Genomic DNA, 20,408 nt, shown 5'->3' with positions numbered 1-20,408 from the left:
GATGTTGGGTTATTTTTTTTCTTGATTTCGTCTGAGGCAAAAGTGGTCTGGCACAGGATCTTTGCCTATTTTCGACCAAGGATGACAACGCAAAATCCGAGCCAAGCCCATCAAAACACCCTTGAAACCATGTTTTTCAATAGCCTGGATCATGTAGTTGGAACAAGTAGGCTCAAAACGACAAGAGGGTGGAAAGGCTGGTGAGATAAAACGTTGGTAAAAGCGTACTGGTGCTATTAAGATTCGTTTCATTATTTCTTGGTTACAGCCATGGTGTGTAGTTGGCTGATTTCTTTTTTATTGAGGCGACGAGCTTCACCTGGACGAAGCCCCGTCAAGTCTAGATGCCCAAAACGTGTCCGAGACAACTTATCCACTTGGAGGCCGACAGCTTCAAACATCTTTTTAACCTGATGGTTGCGCCCTTCATGGATGGTCAACTGCACTACTGAGCGATTTTTGACTGGATCCATTTTGAGAATTTCATAAACAGCTGGCTTGGTTTTCTTGCCATCAATCTCAAGACCACGGGTCAAGGGGCGGAGATTGTCCTTATTAGCCACACCTTTAACACGCGCGACATAGACTTTGTCAATCTCATTACGGGGGTGAATCATTTCATCCGTAAAGTCCCCATCATTGGTCAAAATTAAAACACCTGATGTATCCCAGTCCAAACGTCCCACAGGGTAAATGCGTTCTTTAACATTAGGCAAGAGATCCACAACAGTCTTGCGACCCTTGTCATCTGTCACACTGGAAATCACTCCACGTGGTTTATTAAGCAGATAGTAGACCTTTTCTTCGTTGTAGATAGGTTGACCTTCAACTTCGACCTTGTCGCCTGACTTGATGGTGGTTGCGAGTTCACGCACCACTTGGCCGTTGACGGTCACCAAACCTTGCTTGATCAACTCTTCTGCTTTTCTCCTACTGGCCACACCTGCGTGGGCAATATATTTATTGATTCTCATCTTCTTCTATCCTTTCACCAAATAATTGGCTTTCTTGGGCTTGAATCTCAAGCTCATCAATCACTGGCAGTTCTTCCAAATGGTTAATCCCCATGTAATCTAGGAAATAATCCGTAGTCACATAGAGGTTGGGGCGGCCCAAAACTTCTTTTTTTCCATCTTCTCTTATCAATTCAAAAGCTTGTAGCTTAGCTAGAGCTCCACTAGAATTAACCCCACGAATAGCATCAATCTCAATTCGGGTAATCGGTTGCTTGTAGGCAATGATGGACAAGGTCTCAAGGGCAGCCCGAGACAAACTCTGGTTGATAGGTGCCTTTGAATATTCCTTCAAAATCGCTGCAAATTGAGGCTTGGTGACCAATCTGTAAGCGCCACCTGTCTCGATCAGGGACAAGCTCGACTCTTGGTCTTTTTCATATTTCTGGGCTAATTTTTCTAAACTCTGTTGGATGCCTGTCGGTGGCAGAGAGAGGAGTTCAGCCAACTGACGGACCCGAATCCCATCTTCACCTGCTACAAACAAGAGCGCTTCTATTTCTGCTAAAGTACTCATCTTTCCTCTCTATCAAGTCTAGCTTGTGCCTCTTGACTTTCTTCCTTCTTTTCCATGAGATAGATATCTCCGAAACTCTCCTCTTGCACGAGGATCAGTTCCTGGGTTTTGATTAACTCTAAGGTCGCCAAAAAGAGGGTAATAACCTCTTGAACATTCTGGGCTTCCTTGAACAAATCCTGTAAGCGCAACTGGTCTCGTCCAGTCAAGGACTCTTTTACGATGAGCATCATGTCCTCAATCTTATACTCATCGCGCAGGATGGTCGTGTGGTTCTGAGTGAACTCCTCTTTTTTCTTGGCTAGGATATTTGAAAAAGCCAAAAAGAGGTCAATGGTCGTCTTGTCATGTACAAGCTCTGCATCTTCGTAAATCAACTCAGTCGGCGCTTTGGAATAGTACTGAGCCCGATCTTGGTGCTTAGCCTCCAAGTGCTCACCCAGGAGTTTGAACTTGCGGTATTCTTCGATTTGGGAGAGAAGGTCCTGCTCCAGGTCATCCTCCAAGTCTGTCACTTCTGCTACCTTTGGCAAGAGCTTGCGACTCTTGATCAGCATCAGCTGACTAGCCATGACCATATACTCGCCCGTCACTTCCAGACGCATGGCCTGCAGAGTTGAGACATAGGCTAGATACTGTTCGATAACTTCTGTAATGGGCACATCGTAAATATCCATCTGGTACTTAGAAACCAGGTGCAAGAGTAAGTCCAGCGGCCCTTCAAAATCTTTTAATTTAATATCCATTATCTATATTTTTCTAAGGTCAGGACTGTTTTTAATCCTAATTTTTTTGCAATTTCGTACAAATCGACCTTATTTTCTATCTGTCTTAGAATGAACTGTTCCCGTAGGGCTTGGGCTGATAGTTCTGGGAAACCTTTCTCCTTGACAAAGGACTCCAGCTGACGAAAGGCCCACTGACGAGAATAGGTTTTCCCACTCCTTTCAAAGAGATAGGTCTGCCCCATCAAGGGTTCCAATTCTGGAGTCAAAATCGTGGGTATGGTGACAATCCTCTGTTGGGAAGCCTTGCTGATTCTCAACACTTGAAAATCCAGATTGATATCTGCAACCTTAAGGGCTAAAATCTCACTCGGCAAGAGCCCTATTTCCAAGATAAGAAGCGCCAGCAAGCGTCCTTCTGGATAATTACTTTCCTGCCAAAAAGAGTCTAGGTCTAGAATTTCTGGTTTTTCAATCTTCTTTTCAGCTTGTTTAGCTAATTCCAGGCGGTAAAAACTGTCCACTTCTCCTTTTCGATAGAGAAAGTAGAGAAATTGGTTACAGGCCGAAAGTTTTCGCTTCTGGGCGCTGATTTTTAGATTGGCTAGCTGGGCTTGGTAAATCTTAAGACTAGTCTCAGAAATCCGTTCCCCTACCATGTCTAAAAATTGCTCCAAATCATACTTATAAGACTGCTTGGAATTGGCAGACAAGTCCTGTTTTTCCTCTAAAAAGGCTGAAATCCTATCTCTCATTTGCATCGAATCTCATATTCCTTACTAAAGTCATGCAAGAGAGCATTGACGGCCTTGAGGATAGACTTGCGCGTGATGATTCCTTGAAAAATCCCTTCATCATCTACCACTGGCAAGAAGGGTTCATCCACCAGTTTATGGAGGACCTCTGTGATGTTATAGTCTGGAGCGACGACTGCCACATCCGTCTTGGTCATATTGACGATGTCTGTCGTTGCCATCTGCTCATCCGTCAAACCTTGCTCCATTTGATAAGCCAAAATGTCTCTCAGCCCAATGGTTCCAACAAAGCGTTTGTCAAAGGTCACAACAGGGATACGGGTATAGGTGATTTGACTCAGCACCAAAATTGCATGGTCAGCATTGTGGGTATCAATCAAAGCTGCTAGATTCTCAGCAGGGGTAAGAAAAGTCTCTTCCTGCTCCAATAAAAATGCTTCAAATTCCTTGGCAATCATCGAGCAAACTCCTTGGACAAGCCTGGATAAACCTCATGGTCACGTGTCAAAAAGTCTACTTTAAAATAGCTGTCATCAATCTCCACTCGAGCATAGAGACATTCTCTGATAGTCCCTCGTGGTTGGCTGATGGAGCCTGGATTTAGAAAAAGAGTCTTTCCTTCCATCCAAGCATTTGGTACATGCAAGTGACCATAGAGACAGATATCGGCATCTTCTTCCTGAGCCCAGTAGTCCAACTTTTGAAAGTTGAAATTGATATCAAACAAGTGTCCATGCGTCTGGATGATCTTGGTTGGACCAAGTTGAGTTACCAAACGTTCTGGGTAGCCAGCATAAAAGTCCATATTTCCTTTGACGACATGGATGCCTTCCCAGAGCGGAGAGTCTGGACGGAGTTCAGAGTCACCATCGTGAAAAATGGCATCAACTTTCCCCAGATAGCGATCACGAATTTCTTCCACAATCAAGCTATCGCCATGGGAATCACTCATTACAATGATGGTTTGCTTTGCCATGATGGAAATACCTCCAAAAGTTTCTTAACGGCTAAGGCACGGTGGGATTGGCTATTTTTTTCTTCAAGGGTTAATTCAGCTGCTGACTTACCTGTCTCTCCCACAAGGAAGAGCGGATCATAACCAAAGCCATTTTCACCCTTGGGTTCAAAGTTGATATAACCTGGCCAGTCAGCTTCGACAACCAAGCTTTCCTTATTTGGACTGGCTACAACTAGGGTTGTGTGGAACTGGGCTGAGCGATCCTTGAGTTCAAAGACCATGGCCAATTCGTGCAAGAGTTTGGCATTGTTTTCACGGTCGGTTGCTCCCACACCTGCAAAACGGGCTGACCAGACTCCTGGCAAACCGCCGAGGACATCGACTTTGAGACCTGAGTCATCTGCTAGCACCATCTTGCCTGTTAATTGGGAAATAGTTTCTGCTTTAAGTCGAGCATTTTCTTCAAAGGTCATACCTGTTTCAGCTACTTCAGGCAGATCTGGATAGTCATTGAGATTTTCCACATCGTAGCCTAACTTGTCAAAGATAGCTCGGAATTCCTTGGTCTTGCCCTCGTTACGAGTCGCAATGAGCAGAGTTTCTCTAACCTTGCTAGTTTCAAAGAAGGCTTCCACATTGACTCCTTCTTTAGGCAATTCAACATGCAAAAGCTTTCCATTTTCAACCAAGAGCAGAGCCCCCTGACGTTGGATGACTTCTAGATTACGGCCTGCTTGGGCATTTAAAATCTCAACGATAAAGGAGAGCAGACGAAAGTTAGAAGACCAGCGCATCACCGTTATCGTAATCGGAAAGCCATTTTCTTCGTCACGAAAAATCCGCGCTAAATCCATAAAATCAAGCTCGAGAGGATCTTTGATAAGGCTATAGATGCCTCCATAGACATCCCAGACACCGACATACCAGTCCTGGTCATCCTTGTATTCATAAATTTTGTTTGTCATAAAGTTACATGCTCCACATGAATCTCTTTTTCCAACCATTCTGCTCCAATCTGGGCAAAACTTTGGCTATTGGCTGTTGTGTAAAAACGATGTTGAAGAGGTCCCGCATCTCGGCTACGATTGATTTCAAAATAGTTCAGCAAAACCGAGATATCCCGTACACACTCTGCCCCACTATCGATGAGCTGAACCTTTGGTCCCATGACATTTTGGATGATAGGGCGAAGGAGTGGGTAATGGGTACAGCCCAAAATCAGGCTATCCACCTTGCTGACCAAGGGACGCAGGGTTTCATAAACCACTTTCTTGGTAACACTGGTTGACAGGGCACCAGACTCCACCAAGGGGGCAAACTTGGGACAGGCCAAACTCTCCACCTGTAAATCCGGATCCAGATCATGGATTTTCTGACGGTAGATATCTGATTGGACCGTCATGGGCGTTCCAATGACCCCGATTTTCCCACCTTGACTGGACTTGATAGCTGCCGAAGCTCCCGGCAAAATCACACCTAGGACAGGAATATCTAGTTGGGCCTTGATTTCTTCCCAGACGACCGCAGTCGCAGTGTTACAAGCAATGACAATCATCTTGACATCCTTGGTCAAGAGAAAGTTGACCAACTGCCAAGTATATTCACGGATTTGCTCAGCAGGACGGGGACCATAGGGCGCCCGTGCCGAATCTCCAATATAGACGATTTCTTCATGGGGAAGCTGGCGCATGAGCTCACGAACAACGGTTAAGCCCCCAACACCCGAATCCAAAAAACCAATTGGTCGATTATCCATACAGTCTTCTTTCTAGTCTTTTTTCTGATTGATAGTTCATCATAATTACTCGTCCTAAATGAACGGATAGACAGCTTGATAGAATGGCAACTGCCTCTCTCTTAATCATAATCAAATATCAATAGAATGCAAGGAAAAAGTCTTATCCTTGAGAACTATTGAACATAGTGAGAAGTCTGGAACTTTCATCCCAGACTTTTCCTATTTATTTCTTTTTATTGTTAGCAAGGGCTGCTTTTTGTTGACGGATGATTTGGTGGTAAACTTGTTGTACCTTGGCTTCGCTTGGTTTTTGACCATTTGCACTCAAGAGAGCACGAACTGCCTCAGCGTTCAAACGTGGGTTGTCCGCAAATTCTTTTTCGATTTGCTTACGAACCAAGTACATCCCTCCAAGAGCTCCTCCTAGAAAAGCTAACACAATCAAGATAATTGCTAAAAGTAAATCCATTCTTTTTCTCCTGTTTCTTTTTGAGTCTTCTATATTATACCACAAAGTGGCTTTCCTGACTAGTTTAGATTCCCTGTTGATATTCGTTATTTTTCCACCCTGTGTTTTGAAGAAAGCTTCTATTTTACGCGATTTACTAATGCTATCATCTTATAAAAATAGACAAACACAAAGCTGTGTTTGTCTATCATTCGAAACAGTTATAGCAGATACCGTCTCTTTACTGTCTATCTTTCATTTCCCAGATTAACAATCTGAAACTAGTGTAAATCAGAACGATTCCACTCAGCTGAATCCATAAGGAAATTCTTGAACCAGTGCTAGGAAGATGACCTGCATTAGAAATCATTGATAACTCCTTCGCGCTCTTCTCTGTTGATATCTGTTTAATATCTTGCACTTGTTTTGGAGTGTTTAAAAGAATTTGAGAACTTTTTGGAGTAGGTGGCTCAGAATTTGTCTGAAGTCGTTGATCCTGTTTAGCAAGATTCATCTCCGTCTGATCTAGAATTTCTCTATAGTAATCATCCGCCTGCTGTTTTTCTTGCATTTTCAGTTTAGTCGCTAAACGGTTGTAGTTCACTTGAGTAGTAGCTTGTGCCGTTTGCAAGTTGCTCAACTGCTCAATTGCCGCAAGTTGCGCTGCTTCCTTTGCTTTCACCTTTTGTTCAGCTGCTTCTAGCACCTCTTCAGCTTTGGAAAGTTGTTCTTCAGCTTGAACCAAATTCGACACTTTACTCTTTGCTTCTATCACTGCTGTTTGAGCTTTGACGAGTTGTTCCTGAGCAGTGTCCCTTTTTTCAATAGCATCAGCAAGCGTACTATTAGCATCTTTAAGCAAAGCTTCTTCTTTGGAAACATCGGCTTGTGCAGCAGTCAAGTTCTTTTGCGCAGTAGACAGGGCATCCCTAGCTTTTGATAAAGCCTTCACTTTATCATCCTTTTCCCTTTCAACGTTATTAGCAATTGTTTGAGCTAACCTCAAGGCCTCTTGATCAGCTTCTAACTGATTTTTAGATTCTTCTAAAGCTTGTTTAGCTTGTTCAAGCCCAAGAGGTGTTTGTGCTGCTTCATCAAAGGCTGTTTGAGCTTGAGTGGCTACTAACAGAGCTTGTTCATAAGCTGTTTTTGCATTTTCCTTATCAGCTTGAGCTTGATTATTTGCTGTCTGAGCTACATCAAAGGCTGTCTGAGCTTGTTCAAGCTTTTCTTGATCTGCTTCCCCAGATTTTCCACCAATTGGCGTCGCATCAAAATTGTTTTTACTAGCATATTTCACCTGATCTTCCGAAACCATCGTGAAATGAGATACTGTAATATCGTTCTCCATTGAAAAATCAACGCCTAGATAATTCTTTTGACTTCCTGTATTCAAACCAGAAATAGATTTAGCATGCACCCACTCATAGCCATTATACATGAATTCAACTAATGAAAAATAAATATCACGTTTCATATCTGCCACACTCATTTGAGAAGTGTTTGCTTTCCAGATATATGCATTTTCGTAATATTGAATCCCTTCTTGTTCTTGTTCAGAACTAGTTGTAACCAGTCCATACTCACGCGCAACTCGGTTAATACCCCATGAGTCATGATGGTAACGATTCATCAAATCCCAAGACCAATTATCATTTTTATATTCACGTGCTACTTTATCCGCAAATTCAAGTGCCGAAGGAGTAACAACTACTTCTCCCGTCCCCATCTGCGAACGAATTTGGTTAATCAATTCTGCTGTAAACTGAGATATTTCCAAACGGACATCATAAGGAATATTATTTGTATCTATCAGCGTTTTACTATCATTTGGGTCTGCTACATAATTGTTAAAAGATTTAGCCTTATCATTTACAGCTGTCAAGGTAGCTTCAATCTGACTAATCTGTGACTGCGGAGTATTTGGATCTGCCAACTGTTTTAAAGCAGCAATATATTCTGGAGTCATATAGAACGTATTCTTAGTATTAGATGTAACTGAAGCACCTGTATACTTAGCTGCACTCAATGTAGCTTTTGCTGATTCAAGGGCTGACTGAGTCTTTTCTGATTTTGCACTAGCATCATCAAATGCTTGCTTACTTGTTAATACTGCATCATCAGCCTTACTCTTATTAGCAGTGGCTTCAGCTAATTTCTTCTGACGTTCTTCATCTGATTGATTGGCCTTTTCTACACCTTGTTGAGCTTTATCAACGGCGATTTGACTGGCAGCGACTTTCGTTTTTGCTTGTTCAAGGTTTTTATCCGCGTCAGATGTTGACTCTGTCAATGTTGACTGTGCAACATCAACATCTTGTTGAGCTTGGGTTGCTTTTTCAGCTTCCCCTTTTTCCTTCTCTTTTGCAGCGGCTAAGGATTGAGCTTGATGATCCACTTGTGACTGTGCTTCTTCAAGCTCAGTCTTGCTGCTTAGCAGATTGGCATCTGCTTTTTTTTCTTCATCCAACTTGGTCGCTAGGTCTGATTGCGCTTCTTTTAATGCAGTAGGCGCAGCTTCTACAGACTCTTTTGCTACATCAACATTCTGCTGAGCTATCTTTAGTTCATCTTTGGCTGTAGCTGTGGATTGTCTAGCCTCCTCTACATCCCTTTGAGCTTCCGACACTACTCGATTTACACGATCAAGGTCTGCTTTTGCTGCATCTACTTCACCTTGTGTAACGTTAGAAACAGGTGATTGTTTTTCTTCTCTTTGAGAACTCGTTTTCTCTCCTGAAGGCGTTGAGTTTTCACGCACTTGATCCGCTTTAACACCTTTCGTAAAGAAAATCGAAAGAGCAACTGCACTTATTGAAAATGCACTGAGCATTTTTTTAAACATAAAATATTCTCCTTTAATTTTTATCATTAGGAAAAATGACTAAATTATTTTATCATGTTTACCTTTATCAAGAAAGACGTCAAGTATTAAATATAGCGTATTTATTTGAAAATCAAAGAATTTGTCATTAAATTGTCATTTATTTTTTTCTAAAAATCCTCATAAAAACGGGAATCTTTCAAGGAGGCCATTTTTATAAATGGTTCTTCTTGACAATCTTTTTACTTTTTTTTACATTTTAAAGACGAGTTTTAAAAAACGGTATATTATTTAATTATTTACTTTTTAAGTTGACAATCATTCCTCTTTATTTGAGTCAGTTAACTCTATCCTGTTATAAATATTTAATATATACTTCTGCAAAATAAAAAACAAACTTCATATAGAAGCTTGTTTTTTTGTGAGCCTTACGCTAAAATCGTTTATTTACTTTTTAAATATAGTGCTAGGCTATGATATGGTTTCAGAAGAATTTTTTCTGATACTTCTACATCTTCATAGTTTGAAATCAGAATTTGTCCATTTTGGTAGTCTACTGGTAAGTCGATTTCCACTTCTGTGGCATAAAAGTTATTGAGGACCAGTAACTTTTCATCCTCATACTGACGTTCAAAAGCATAAACTTGCTTACTGTCTTCAAAGGCTGGTTTGTAGCTTCCTTCTGAAATGATAGGCATTTCCTTACGAAGTCGAATCAAGTCTTGGTAGAAGGTGAAAATCGAGCCTTTGATTTCATTTTCTACGTTGATGTGAGGGTAGGATTTTCCTGCCTTCAGCCAAGGAGTTCTTTTTGAGAAACCAGCATTTTCTGAAGCATCCCACTGCATGGGAATGCGTGAATTATCTCGAGACTTAGCCTGAATAATCTGGAAGGCTTCTTGCTCACTTTTCCCTTCTTTTAAGAGCATCTGATAAGCATTGATGGACTCGACATCCACATAGTCAGCCATGGAATCATAGTCTGGGTCAACCATGCCAATTTCCTCACCCATGTAGATATAAGGTGTCCCACGTGACAGGTGAATGCTGGCAGCCAGCATGGTCGCACCTTCATTGCGGAAATGTTGAATATCGACAAAACGATTCAATGCTCGTGGTTGGTCGTGATTGTTCCAAAAGAGGGCACTCCAGCCGTTTTTGTCACTCATTTCCTTTCCCCAGCTATGGTAGAGATTTTTCAATTCTTCAAAATTAAAGGGAGCCAAGGTCCACTTTTGCCCGTCCTTATAGTCCACCTTGAGATGATGGAAATTAAAGGTCATGGATAATTCCTGACGGTCAGGTGACGAATATAAGACACAGTTCTCCATGGTGGTCGAGGACATTTCCCCAACTGTCATAAAGCTACCGTCAAATCCAAAAGTAGCTTGGTTCATCATGCGCAAATAGTCATGAACAATGGGCTTGTCTGTGTAAGCTGGCTTGCCTTCATTTTCTGGGCAATCCACTAAGATCTCATCTTTGCCGATCAAATTGATCACATCAAATCGGAAACCTTTGACTCCCTTGTCACGCCAGAAATTAACTACCTTGAAAAGCTCCTTGCGGACATTGGGATTGCGCCAGTTAAGGTCAGCCTGGGTCTCATCAAAGAGGTGGAGGTAATATTTTCCCGTATCCCCGAAAGGCGCCCAGGCAGAGCCGCCAAACTTAGACTGCCAATCTGTCGGTTGGTCTTGGATGAAGAAAAAGTCTTGGTAGTACTGGTCGCCAGCTAGTGCTTTCTGAAACCATTCGTGTTCTGTCGAGCAATGATTGAGCACCATATCCAGCATAAAGTCAATCTTGTGTTCTTTACCAACACGCACCATCTCCTCAAAATCAGCCATATCACCAAATAGAGGATCCACTGCCATATAATCTGAAATATCGTAACCATTATCCCGTTGAGGGCTTGGATAGAACGGATTGAGCCAAACCATATCCACGCCCAGTTTGGCTAGATAGGGGATCTTTTCGATAATCCCACGGAAATCCCCAATACCATTTCCAGTGGTGTCTTTATATGATTTTGGATAGATTTGATAGACTACTTTTCTTTTATCAAGTGCCATCTGTTTCTCCTTTTCTGATAAAAGGGAGGAACCTGTGTTCCTTCCCTGTTTGTACTATTTCGATTAGATTCGTGTAGCGACCATGAGAGCTGCCCCAGCTTGGATAGTTGTTGGATAAGTTCCAGTGATAGTCGCTGTATAAGCATCTTGGTTAGTGATGATAACTGGAGTTTCTGTCACGAGACCTGCAGCCTTAATGACATCCATATCAAAACGAATCAATTTCTGACCTACTGTGACGTGGTCTCCTTGGGCTACAAGACTTTCAAAACCTTTGCCATCAAGACCTACTGTATCCATACCGATGTGGATGAGCAATTCTACCCCCTCATCAGAGACAATACCAATGGCATGCTTGGTAGGGAAAAGAACCGTCACTGTCCCATTGACTGGAGAAGTCAACTCACCTTGGCTTGGTTCAATGACTAGACCTTGTCCCATGACACCTGATGCAAAAACAGGGTCCGTAGCTTGGCTCAATTCTTTCACTTGACCAGCAAGAGGGCTGACAATTTCTACTGGAGCAAGGATTACTGGTTCATGAGTCACAAATTCTGCCTCTTCTTGGGCAACGAATTCTGCCTGCAAGGCTGTATCATCCTCTGTCTTTGTAAAGAGACCGAATTTGCGGAAGAAGAAAGTCAAGAGCATTGGTACAACAATAGCAACTAGCATGGTTCCTGCAAATGGTAGCATGTATTGAGGTTGAATAGAGAGGATACCTGGCAAACCACCGATACCAATAGAAGCCGCCGTTACATTAAAAGTAACAGACAACATACCTGCAAGGGCAGAACCAATCATCCCAGCTACAAATGGATAGATGTATTTGACATTGACCCCAAAGAGGGCTGGTTCTGTAACACCGAGATAGGCTGAAATGGTTGCAGGAAGTGAAATCTGAGCCTCACGCTCATCATGACGATGCATGAAATAATAGGCAAATACAGCAGAACCTTGGGCAATATTAGAAAGAGCAATCATTGGCCAGAGGGCAGTTCCACCAGCATCCGCAATCAATTGTGTGTCGATGGCATTGGTCATATGGTGCAAACCAGTGATGACAAATGGAGCATAGAGAGCACCAAAAATTGCACCGAAGAGCCATTTAACTGGACCAGTCAATCCTGCCAATACAACTGCGGAGAGTCCTTGCCCGATCGTCCAACCGATTGGTCCCAAGACAGTATGAGCCAAAATCAAGGCTGGAATCAATGACAAGAAAGGCACAAAAATCATGGAAATGACTTCTGGAATATGCTTGCGCCAGAAAATTTCAAGATAAGACAGACTCAAACCTGCAAGAAAGGCTGGAATAACTTGAGCCTGATAACCAATACGATTAACAGTAAAGTAGCCAAAATTCCATACCCAGTTGGCTGCGATTTCTTCTGTTGAAGTAGACGCTACTGCATAGGCGTTGAGCAACTGTGGTGAAACCAAACAGATTCCGAGAACAATCCCCAAGATTTGGCTGGTTCCCATCTTACGAGAAACAGACCAGGTAATTCCTACTGGCAAGAACTGGAAGATCGCTTCACCAGGCAACCAGAGGAAGTGATTAACCCCTGCCCAAAACTGAGAGGATTCTGTGATGGTCTTACCATCCAACATCGACCAATGCACACCTTCCAAGACATTACGGAAACCGAGGATCAATCCTCCGACTATCAAGGCTGGAATAATCGGTGTAAAGATTTCTGCTAGAGTGGTCATGATACGTTGAAGCACGTTTTGATTGCTCTTAGCTGCAGATTTGGCTGCTTCTTTGGAAACACCCTCAATGCCTGAAACAGCTGTAAAATCATTATAAAAAATCGGCACGTCATTCCCAATAATCACCTGAAATTGACCCGCGTTGGTAAAGGTCCCTTTGACGGCTGGAATCGACTCGATGACCTTGACATTGGCTTTCTTTTCGTCTCCGAGAACAAAGCGCATCCGTGTCGCACAGTGGGTAACAGCAGTGACATTCTCCTTGCCTCCGATTGCTTGAAGCAGATCTTTGGCTTCTTGTTCAAATTTTCCCATTTGATTCTCCTTATACTTGTCAAAGCAAGCTTGACTTGATAGTTCTATTGTAAACGATACCAAACTTGTAGGCAACTTGTTTGCTATAAAAAGAGGATATTTTTGGATATTTTCTAGCACTTGTATGGTAAAATGGATACAAGTATGTGTAGAATAAGATTCAAAACTCATTTAAGGAAGCAATATGAAGAAATACCAACAATTATTTAAGCAAATCCAAAAAACCATTCAAAACGAGACCTACGCTATCGGAGATTTCCTCCCCAGTGAGCACGAACTCATGAATCAGTATCAGGTGAGCCGTGACACCGTCCGAAAAGCTCTGTCCCTCCTCCAAGAGGAAGGATTGATCAAAAAGATAAGGGGGCAAGGTTCCCAAGTCGTCAAAGAAGAAACGGTCAATTTCCCTGTCTCTAACCTAACCAGCTACCAAGAACTGGTTCAGGAACTTGGGCTGCGCTCAAAAACCAATGTCGTCAGTCTGGACAAGATCATTATCGATAAAAAGTCCTCACTGATAACCGGCTTCCCAGAGTTTCGGATGGTGTGGAAGGTGGTCCGCCAGCGTGTGGTGGATGATTTGGTATCGGTTCTAGATACGGACTATCTGGATATGGAACTGGTCCCAAATCTCACTCGCCAAATCGCTGAGCAGTCTATCTACTCGTATATAGAGGACGACCTCAAACTCCATATTGATTATGCTCAGAAAGAAATCACCATTGACCACACGGGTGATCGAGACAAGATTCTCATGGACATTGGCAAAGACCCTTATGTCGTTTCAATCAAGTCAAAAGTCTATCTCCAAGACGGGCACCAGTTCCAATTCACCGAAAGTCGCCATAAATTAGAAAAATTTCACTTTGTTGACTTTGCCAAAAGACATCCGAAATAAACACTTACAGTTGGGGATACTCTCAACTGTTTTTTAGTAGTAAATAATCTAGTTGATAGTTGGAAAAGAGGCACTACTTGCTACTTATTCTACTATTTTAAGAAAAAACAACAGCAAATATGTATCTTGCTAAAAAGCTCTTGACAAATGCTAAGCGACCATTAGAATGGGAGGTGAGGAGATAAATAGAAACAAAATAAACGAATTGCTTTATAAAATATAAGCGGTTTCGAATACACGAAGGAGGGTTTTATGAAAAAACACTTTTGGGAGAAATCCTGTCGCTATAGCATCCGCAAGCTGACGGTTGGGACTGCTTCTGTTTTGCTGGGGGCCGTTTTTCTAGTCAACCACACTGTAGCCGCAGACAGTGTTGAGGTCAAGCAGACTGAACCAACCTCTGTCGAAGCTATCACTAAGCCTGATAGTGAACCCAAAGCAGCTGAAGCTACTGAAACTACAAATCCGTCTCTAGCCGAAAGTCCAGTAGTTTCCGAAAGCAAGCCAGCTGAGGAGACTCAGACGACAAATAGTCAAGCTAGTGAAGAAGCCATTGTAGAAGCTAAAGAAAATAAGGAACCTGAAAAGGCAGATCAGCCGGTGACAAAGCAAGAAAACTATCAACTCAACTACGATCAGCCAACAGCTCCCTCCTATGATGGATGGGAAAAACAAGCCCTTCCTGTCGGAAATGGAGAGATGGGAGCCAAGGTTTTCGGTCTGATTGGGGAAGAGAGAATCCAGTACAACGAAAAGACCCTCTGGTCAGGAGGACCACAACCCGATAGCACCGACTATAACGGAGGAAACTACAAGGATCGCTACAAGGTCTTAGCAGAGATACGTAAAGCCCTCGAAGCTGGTGATCGCCAAAAAGCAAAACAGCTAGCTGAACAAAATCTAGTTGGACCAAACAACGCCCAGTATGGACGTTACCTAGCCTTTGGAGATATCTTCATGGTCTTTAATAACCAGAAGAAAGGACTAGATACTGTAACTGATTATCATCGTAATCTAGACATCACCGAAGCCACTACGACCACTTCTTACACCCAAGATGGGACGACCTTCAAACGCGAAACCTTCTCCAGCTATCCTGATGATGTCACTGTGACCCACTTGACCAAAAAAGGAAACAAGACACTTGACTTTACCCTTTGGAACAGCTTGACAGAAGACCTGCTTGCTAATGGGAACTACTCTTGGGAATATTCCAACTATAAGAATGGTCATGTCACTACAGATGCAAACGGAATCCTTCTAAAGGGAACTGTCAAAGATAACGGCCTCAAATTTGCATCCTATCTAGGAATTAAAACAGATGGAACGGTGACTGTTCAGGACGAAACTCTAACCGTTACAGGCGCAAGTTATGCAACCCTCTACCTCAGCGCCAAAACAAACTTTGCTCAAAATCCTAAAACCAACTATCGAAAAGACATTGACCTCGAAAAAACAGTTAAAGGGATTGTAGAAGCTGCTAAGGCCAAAGACTACGAGACACTTAAAAAGGCCCATATCAAGGACTATCAAAGTCTCTTTAACCGCGTTAAACTAAACCTAGGCGGAAACAAGACTGCTCAAACGACAAAAGAGGCCCTTCAAGGCTATAACCCTAGCAAAGGGCAAAAATTGGAAGAACTCTTCTTCCAATATGGCCGATATCTACTCATCAGTTCGTCTCGTGATCGGACAGATGCTCTTCCTGCCAACCTCCAAGGAGTCTGGAACGCTGTAGACAATCCACCTTGGAACGCTGACTATCACCTCAATGTCAATTTGCAAATGAACTATTGGCCAGCCTATATGAGCAACCTTGCTGAGACAGCCAAGCCCATGATCAATTACATTGACGATATGCGTTACTATGGCCGTATCGCCGCTAAGGAATACGCCGGTATCGAATCAAAAGATGGACAAGAAAATGGCTGGCTGGTCCACACCCAAGCAACACCATTTGGCTGGACTACTCCAGGCTGGAATTACTATTGGGGTTGGTCTCCAGCAGCCAACGCTTGGATGATGCAAAACGTCTATGATTACTACAAGTTCACCAAGGATGAAACCTATCTCAAAGAAAAGATTTACCCAATGCTCAAGGAAACAGCTAGGTTCTGGAACTCCTTCTTGCACTATGACAAGGCCAGTGACCGTTGGGTGTCTTCTCCATCCTACTCACCAGAACACGGGACCATCACCATCGGAAATACCTTTGACCAATCGCTAGTCTGGCAACTATTCCACGACTACATGGAAGTTGCCAACCATCTGAAAGTCGACCAAGACTTAGTCACAGAGGTCAAGGCTAAATTTGACAAACTAAAACCCCTTCACATCAACAATGAAGGCCGTATCAAGGAATGGTACGAAGAAGACAGCCCGCAATTCACCAACGAAGGCATTGAAAATCACCACCGTCACGTTTCCCATCTAGTTGGGCTCTTCCCTGGTACGCTCTTTAGCAAAGATCAAGCTGAATACCTAGAAGCTGCGCGTGCTACCTTGAACCACCGTGGAGATGGTGGTACTGGTTGGTCTAAGGCCAATAAAATCAACCTCTGGGCTCGTCTGCTGGACGGCAACCGTGCCCATCGCTTGCTCGCTGAACAGCTCAAGTATTCAACCCTAGAAAACCTTTGGGATACCCACGCGCCTTTCCAAATCGACGGAAACTTTGGGGCAACCAGTGGAATGGCAGAAATGCTCCTCCAATCTCATACTGGCTATATTGCACCATTGCCAGCCCTTCCTGATGCTTGGAAAGACGGTCAGGTTTCTGGCTTGGTTGCTCGAGGAAACTTTGAAGTCAGCATGAAGTGGAAAGATAAAAATCTGCAAAGCTTGTCCTTCCTTTCAAATGTCGGTGGAGACTTGGTTGTAGATTATCCAAATATCGAAGCCAGCCAAATCAAGGTCAATGGCAAACCAGTCAAGGCAACGATCCTTAAAGATAATCGTATCCAGCTTGCAACACAAAAAGGTGACGTCATTACCTTTGAACACTTCCCTGGTCGTGTAACCAGTCTAACAGCCGTTCGACAAAATGGAGTCACTGCCGAACTCACCTTTAACCAAGTAGAAGGCGCTACCCACTATGTCATCCAAAGACAAGTGAAAGACGAAACTGGCCAAACCTCTGCGACCAGAGAATTTGTAACTAATCAAACCCACTTTATCGACCGATCACTCAATCCTCAACATGCCTATATCTATACGGTCAAAGCTATGCTGGACGAAGTTTCTACACAAGTCTCTGAACAAGCAACTGTCGAAACCTATAGCGAGTTGATGGACGATCGAGATAACCGCATCCAGTACGGAGCTGCCTTTGGAAACTGGGCAGACTCAGAATTATTTGGAGGAACAGAGAAATTTGCTGACCTTTCAAAAGGAGACTACACAGACGAAGACCTCACTGCCACCATTCCTTTCACTGGCGTTGGTATCGAAATCTATGGACTGAAATCATCTGAACTAGGTCTTGTCACTGCTAAAATTGATGGCAAAGAGGTCGGGGAGCTTGACTTCCATACTGCTGGAGCAACTGAAAAAGGTAGTCTCATCGGTCGCTTCGCAGGATTATCTGACGGACCTCACACATTGACTCTTAGTGTTAAACGTGAGCACAAAGGACGTGGTAGTGAGCGCTCAAAAATTTCATTAGACTACTTCAAGATCCTAGCAGGAACAGGCAATACGATTGAAAAAATGGATGATCGTGATTCGCGCATCCAGTATAGTTCCCAGTTTAAGGACTGGTCTGACCCTGAACTCTACGGAGGTACGGAAAAATACGCTGACATCAACAACAGCGACCCTAGTGTAACTTCAGAAGCTCAGGCAACCATTTCCTTTACAGGGACAGGCATTCGTATCTATGGTTTGAAGAGCCTTGCTCTTGGACGAGCACGTGTTACATTAGATGGCAAAGAAATGCCAAGTCTAGACTTCTACACGTCAGGTGCAACTGAAAAGAGGGCCTTTATTGGCGAATTTACAAATCTTACTGACGGTCCGCACACCCTGACATTACAAGTTGACCCAGATTCGCCAGAAGGTCGTAAGAAAATCTCTCTAGACTCCTTTGATATCATCAAAGCTCCAGCTGTTGGTTTAGATAGCCCAAGTATCGCACCTCTTAAGGAAAATGACAAAGAAATTTCCTTAACCCTTCCATCTGGAGATTGGGAAGCCATCGCAGTGACCTTCCCAGGTGTCAAAGATCCTCTAGTCTTGCGTAAGGTGGATGAAACGCATCTGGTTACCAGTGGAGATCAGACTATCCTATCAATCCAAGACAATCAAGTTCAAATCCCAATCCCTGACGAAACCGATCGCAAAGCTGGAAATGCCATTGAAGCTTATACCATTCAAGGTACTACCACAAGCAGCCCTATCGTAGCCGTCTTTACTAAAAAGGATGAAAAGAAAGTTGATGAGAAGCAACCAACTACAAGTAAGGGGGACGAACCAGCTCCTACTGTAGAGAAACCTGAGTACACTGAAACTATCGGTACTGCAGGGCAAGAGGAACCGCCTACAGTGACAATACCTGAATACACTGATTCTATCGGAACTGCGGGAGAACAAGAAGCTCCAACAGTTGAAATTCCTGAATACACCGAGCCTATCGGAACGGCAGGAGAACAAGAAGCTCCAACAGTTGAAATTCCTGAATACACCGAAACTATCGATACTGCAGGGCAAGAAGATGCGCCTACTGTTGAAAAACCTGAGTACACCGAGCCTATCGGAACTAGCGGAGATCAGGTCGCTCCGACCCATAGCCTTCCTGACTATCCAGTTCAAGTCTTGAAAGATAAGGAGACTGGAGTAGAAATCATCGGTGGAGCCAGCGACTTAGAAGGAATTTCTCACGTTTCTAGCCGACGTGTCCTAGCTCAAGAACTCTTTGGCAAGACCTATGACGCTTACGACCTACAACTGAAAAATCCAACAGATCATAGCGTACAGCCAAAAGGCGCTGTCTTAGTTCGCTTGCCTATTTCAGCTAGCGTAGAAAATGTTTACTACCTCACTCCAAATAAGGAGTTGCAAGCCCTTGATTTCACCGTTCGAGACGGAAAGGTAGAATTCATCACTAATCATTTCAGTACCTATGCTGTCGTCTATCAAGCTACTGGAACAAGCTCTAACACAGAGGAAAAACCAAGTACTTCAGATGAAGAATCCTTGGCACACGAGGCTGAACAACTTTCAGCTAGTCTGATCCCTGCGAAAACTGGAAATCATTCTCCTAAAGAAGAACTTCCAGCAACAGGAGAAGCGTCCAACCCACTCCTCTTCTTAGCAGGCCTCAGCCTAGCCCTTACAGCCACTTTTATGTTAAAAGGAAGAAAGGATGACTCCAACTAACCTTTAAGCACACAAAAACAGGATGAAGATCACCTTCATCCTGTTTTATTTTGTAATCAGAAATTATGTTTACATTAGGTATAAAAAGGCTAGGGTCAAGAGACTTGCTAGAAGCCCAACTCCCCAAAAGAAGAAGTCAACCTTCCACTCACTCCAAGGATTGCCCTTGCCTGAGAATCCTCCAAGCTCGAAATGGTGATGCACAGGTGTCATACGGAAAATACGCTTCCCACCACTAAGTTTAAAGTAGGTAACCTGCATCATAACAGAGCTTGTCTCAAAGACATAGATAATCCCAATCAACAAAAGGGTCCATTCTTGGTGGAGGGCCATAGAAATAGCTGCCAGCATCCCACCAAGAGCCAAACTTCCCACATCTCCCATGAAGACCTTGGCAGGCTTGTGGTTAAAGACGAAGAAACCTAGCAAACCACCAATCATAGCAAGAATCACAAGAAGGATATCCAGTTGATTTTGCATATAAGCAATCACACCGTAGGCCGATAAGCTAATCACTACGGAAATACTTGCTAAGCCGTCAATCCCGTCCGTCAGATTCACCGCATTTGAAAAGCCAACTAGCCAGAAAAGGGCAAAGAAAATATAGAAAATTCCCAGGTGAACTTGGTAGCCAAAGACCGAAAGCATGTCGCCACCACGTTCATAAAAGAGGTAGAAAATCACTCCTCCAAGGAGCTGGAGAGCAAGTTTTTGCTTGGGATTTAAGCCTTCGTTGATTTTACGAAAGACCTTGAGGAAATCATCCAAAAAACCTACCAAACCATATAAAACCAAGATAAACAAAATCATGCCTACATTGTTGGTCAATTGTTGGGTAAAGAGAGCGACAAGGAAGCTCACTACTACTGCAACAATCAGGAAGACAATACCTCCCATGGTTGGAGTCCCAGCTTTAGCTTGGTGTTGTTTGACATCCTCGTGCATCTGCTGACCCGTAATCTGTGCTTTGCGATAAAATCGGATAAAGGCTGGAATACCTATCAAGGTCAATAGAAAGGCTAGAACTCCAGCACTAATGGAACTAATCAT

The 20,408-nt window shown here is 43.2% G+C and carries 16 protein-coding genes; 2 read left to right on the top strand and 14 right to left on the bottom strand.

Annotation, left to right across the window (positions count from 1 at the left end):
- Positions 1–9: 9 nt before the first annotated feature.
- The 13 genes from yidD to treP all read right to left on the bottom strand — a co-directional run bounded on the left by yidD (position 10) and on the right by treP (position 13,084).
- Positions 10–252 carry a membrane protein insertion efficiency factor YidD gene (gene yidD / locus MP387_RS01535; RefSeq protein WP_050251720.1) on the bottom strand — a complete coding sequence of 81 codons (243 nt, stop codon included), beginning with the start codon at positions 250–252 and terminating at the stop codon, positions 10–12.
- Positions 252–974 (bottom strand): pseudouridine synthase, encoded by a 723-nt coding sequence (locus MP387_RS01530; protein ID WP_242747182.1) that lies wholly within the window; start codon positions 972–974, stop codon positions 252–254. Before MP387_RS01530 ends, yidD begins: the two co-directional genes overlap by 1 nt.
- Positions 961–1,530: an SMC-Scp complex subunit ScpB gene (gene scpB, locus MP387_RS01525; RefSeq protein WP_000105289.1), complete on the bottom strand. Its 570-nt coding sequence runs from the start codon at positions 1,528–1,530 to the stop codon at positions 961–963. Before scpB ends, MP387_RS01530 begins: the two co-directional genes overlap by 14 nt.
- Positions 1,527–2,276, bottom strand: a complete 750-nt coding sequence (locus tag MP387_RS01520) for a segregation/condensation protein A (RefSeq protein ID WP_242747180.1) — start codon at positions 2,274–2,276, stop codon at positions 1,527–1,529. The genes scpB and MP387_RS01520 overlap by 4 nt, the downstream gene beginning before the upstream one ends.
- Positions 2,276–3,010 (bottom strand): site-specific tyrosine recombinase XerD, encoded by a 735-nt coding sequence (gene xerD / locus MP387_RS01515; RefSeq protein ID WP_278192658.1) that lies wholly within the window; start codon positions 3,008–3,010, stop codon positions 2,276–2,278. Before xerD ends, MP387_RS01520 begins: the two co-directional genes overlap by 1 nt.
- The gene (cbpB, locus tag MP387_RS01510) at positions 3,007–3,468 is read right to left on the bottom strand and encodes a cyclic-di-AMP-binding protein CbpB (protein ID WP_000560696.1); all 462 of its coding nucleotides are present in this window, start codon (positions 3,466–3,468) and stop codon (positions 3,007–3,009) included. Before cbpB ends, xerD begins: the two co-directional genes overlap by 4 nt.
- A complete protein-coding gene (locus tag MP387_RS01505; RefSeq protein ID WP_001118939.1) occupies positions 3,465–3,986 on the bottom strand; it encodes a metallophosphoesterase in 522 nt (173 codons plus the stop codon). Before MP387_RS01505 ends, cbpB begins: the two co-directional genes overlap by 4 nt.
- Positions 3,962–4,933 carry a nucleoside-triphosphate diphosphatase gene (locus MP387_RS01500; protein WP_242747175.1) on the bottom strand — a complete coding sequence of 324 codons (972 nt, stop codon included), beginning with the start codon at positions 4,931–4,933 and terminating at the stop codon, positions 3,962–3,964. The genes MP387_RS01505 and MP387_RS01500 overlap by 25 nt, the downstream gene beginning before the upstream one ends.
- On the bottom strand, positions 4,930–5,724 hold the full coding sequence (gene racE, locus MP387_RS01495; RefSeq protein ID WP_242747173.1) for a glutamate racemase: 795 nt from the start codon (positions 5,722–5,724) through the stop codon (positions 4,930–4,932). The genes MP387_RS01500 and racE overlap by 4 nt, the downstream gene beginning before the upstream one ends.
- A gap of 205 nt (positions 5,725–5,929) precedes the next feature.
- Positions 5,930–6,175: a YneF family protein gene (locus tag MP387_RS01490; RefSeq protein ID WP_000364980.1), complete on the bottom strand. Its 246-nt coding sequence runs from the start codon at positions 6,173–6,175 to the stop codon at positions 5,930–5,932.
- Between the two features lie 220 nt (positions 6,176–6,395).
- Complete coding sequence (locus MP387_RS01485; RefSeq protein ID WP_242747171.1) at positions 6,396–9,026, bottom strand: SEC10/PgrA surface exclusion domain-containing protein; 2,631 nt, start codon at positions 9,024–9,026, stop codon at positions 6,396–6,398.
- Between the two features lie 395 nt (positions 9,027–9,421).
- The gene (gene treC, locus MP387_RS01480) at positions 9,422–11,053 is read right to left on the bottom strand and encodes an alpha,alpha-phosphotrehalase (protein WP_242747169.1); all 1,632 of its coding nucleotides are present in this window, start codon (positions 11,051–11,053) and stop codon (positions 9,422–9,424) included.
- A 63-nt stretch (positions 11,054–11,116) separates the two neighbouring features.
- Positions 11,117–13,084 (bottom strand): PTS system trehalose-specific EIIBC component, encoded by a 1,968-nt coding sequence (gene treP / locus MP387_RS01475; RefSeq protein ID WP_242747168.1) that lies wholly within the window; start codon positions 13,082–13,084, stop codon positions 11,117–11,119.
- A 184-nt stretch (positions 13,085–13,268) separates the two neighbouring features.
- Here treP and treR point away from each other — a divergent pair, with 184 nt between their 5' ends.
- Positions 13,269–13,982: a trehalose operon repressor gene (gene treR / locus MP387_RS01470; RefSeq protein WP_242747166.1), complete on the top strand. Its 714-nt coding sequence runs from the start codon at positions 13,269–13,271 to the stop codon at positions 13,980–13,982.
- A 252-nt stretch (positions 13,983–14,234) separates the two neighbouring features.
- Complete coding sequence (locus MP387_RS01465) at positions 14,235–19,358, top strand: SIALI-17 repeat-containing surface protein (protein ID WP_242747164.1); 5,124 nt, start codon at positions 14,235–14,237, stop codon at positions 19,356–19,358.
- A 69-nt stretch (positions 19,359–19,427) separates the two neighbouring features.
- Here MP387_RS01465 and mraY read toward each other — a convergent pair whose 3' ends face one another.
- Positions 19,428–20,408, bottom strand: a complete 981-nt coding sequence (gene mraY / locus MP387_RS01460; protein ID WP_125413316.1) for a phospho-N-acetylmuramoyl-pentapeptide-transferase — start codon at positions 20,406–20,408, stop codon at positions 19,428–19,430.

It is taken from the genome of Streptococcus oralis (genome assembly GCF_022749195.1).
Classification (GTDB): domain Bacteria; phylum Bacillota; class Bacilli; order Lactobacillales; family Streptococcaceae; genus Streptococcus; species Streptococcus oralis_CI.
Note: the sequence above shows the minus strand (reverse complement) of the source record. Positions and strands in the feature narration are given on the sequence as shown.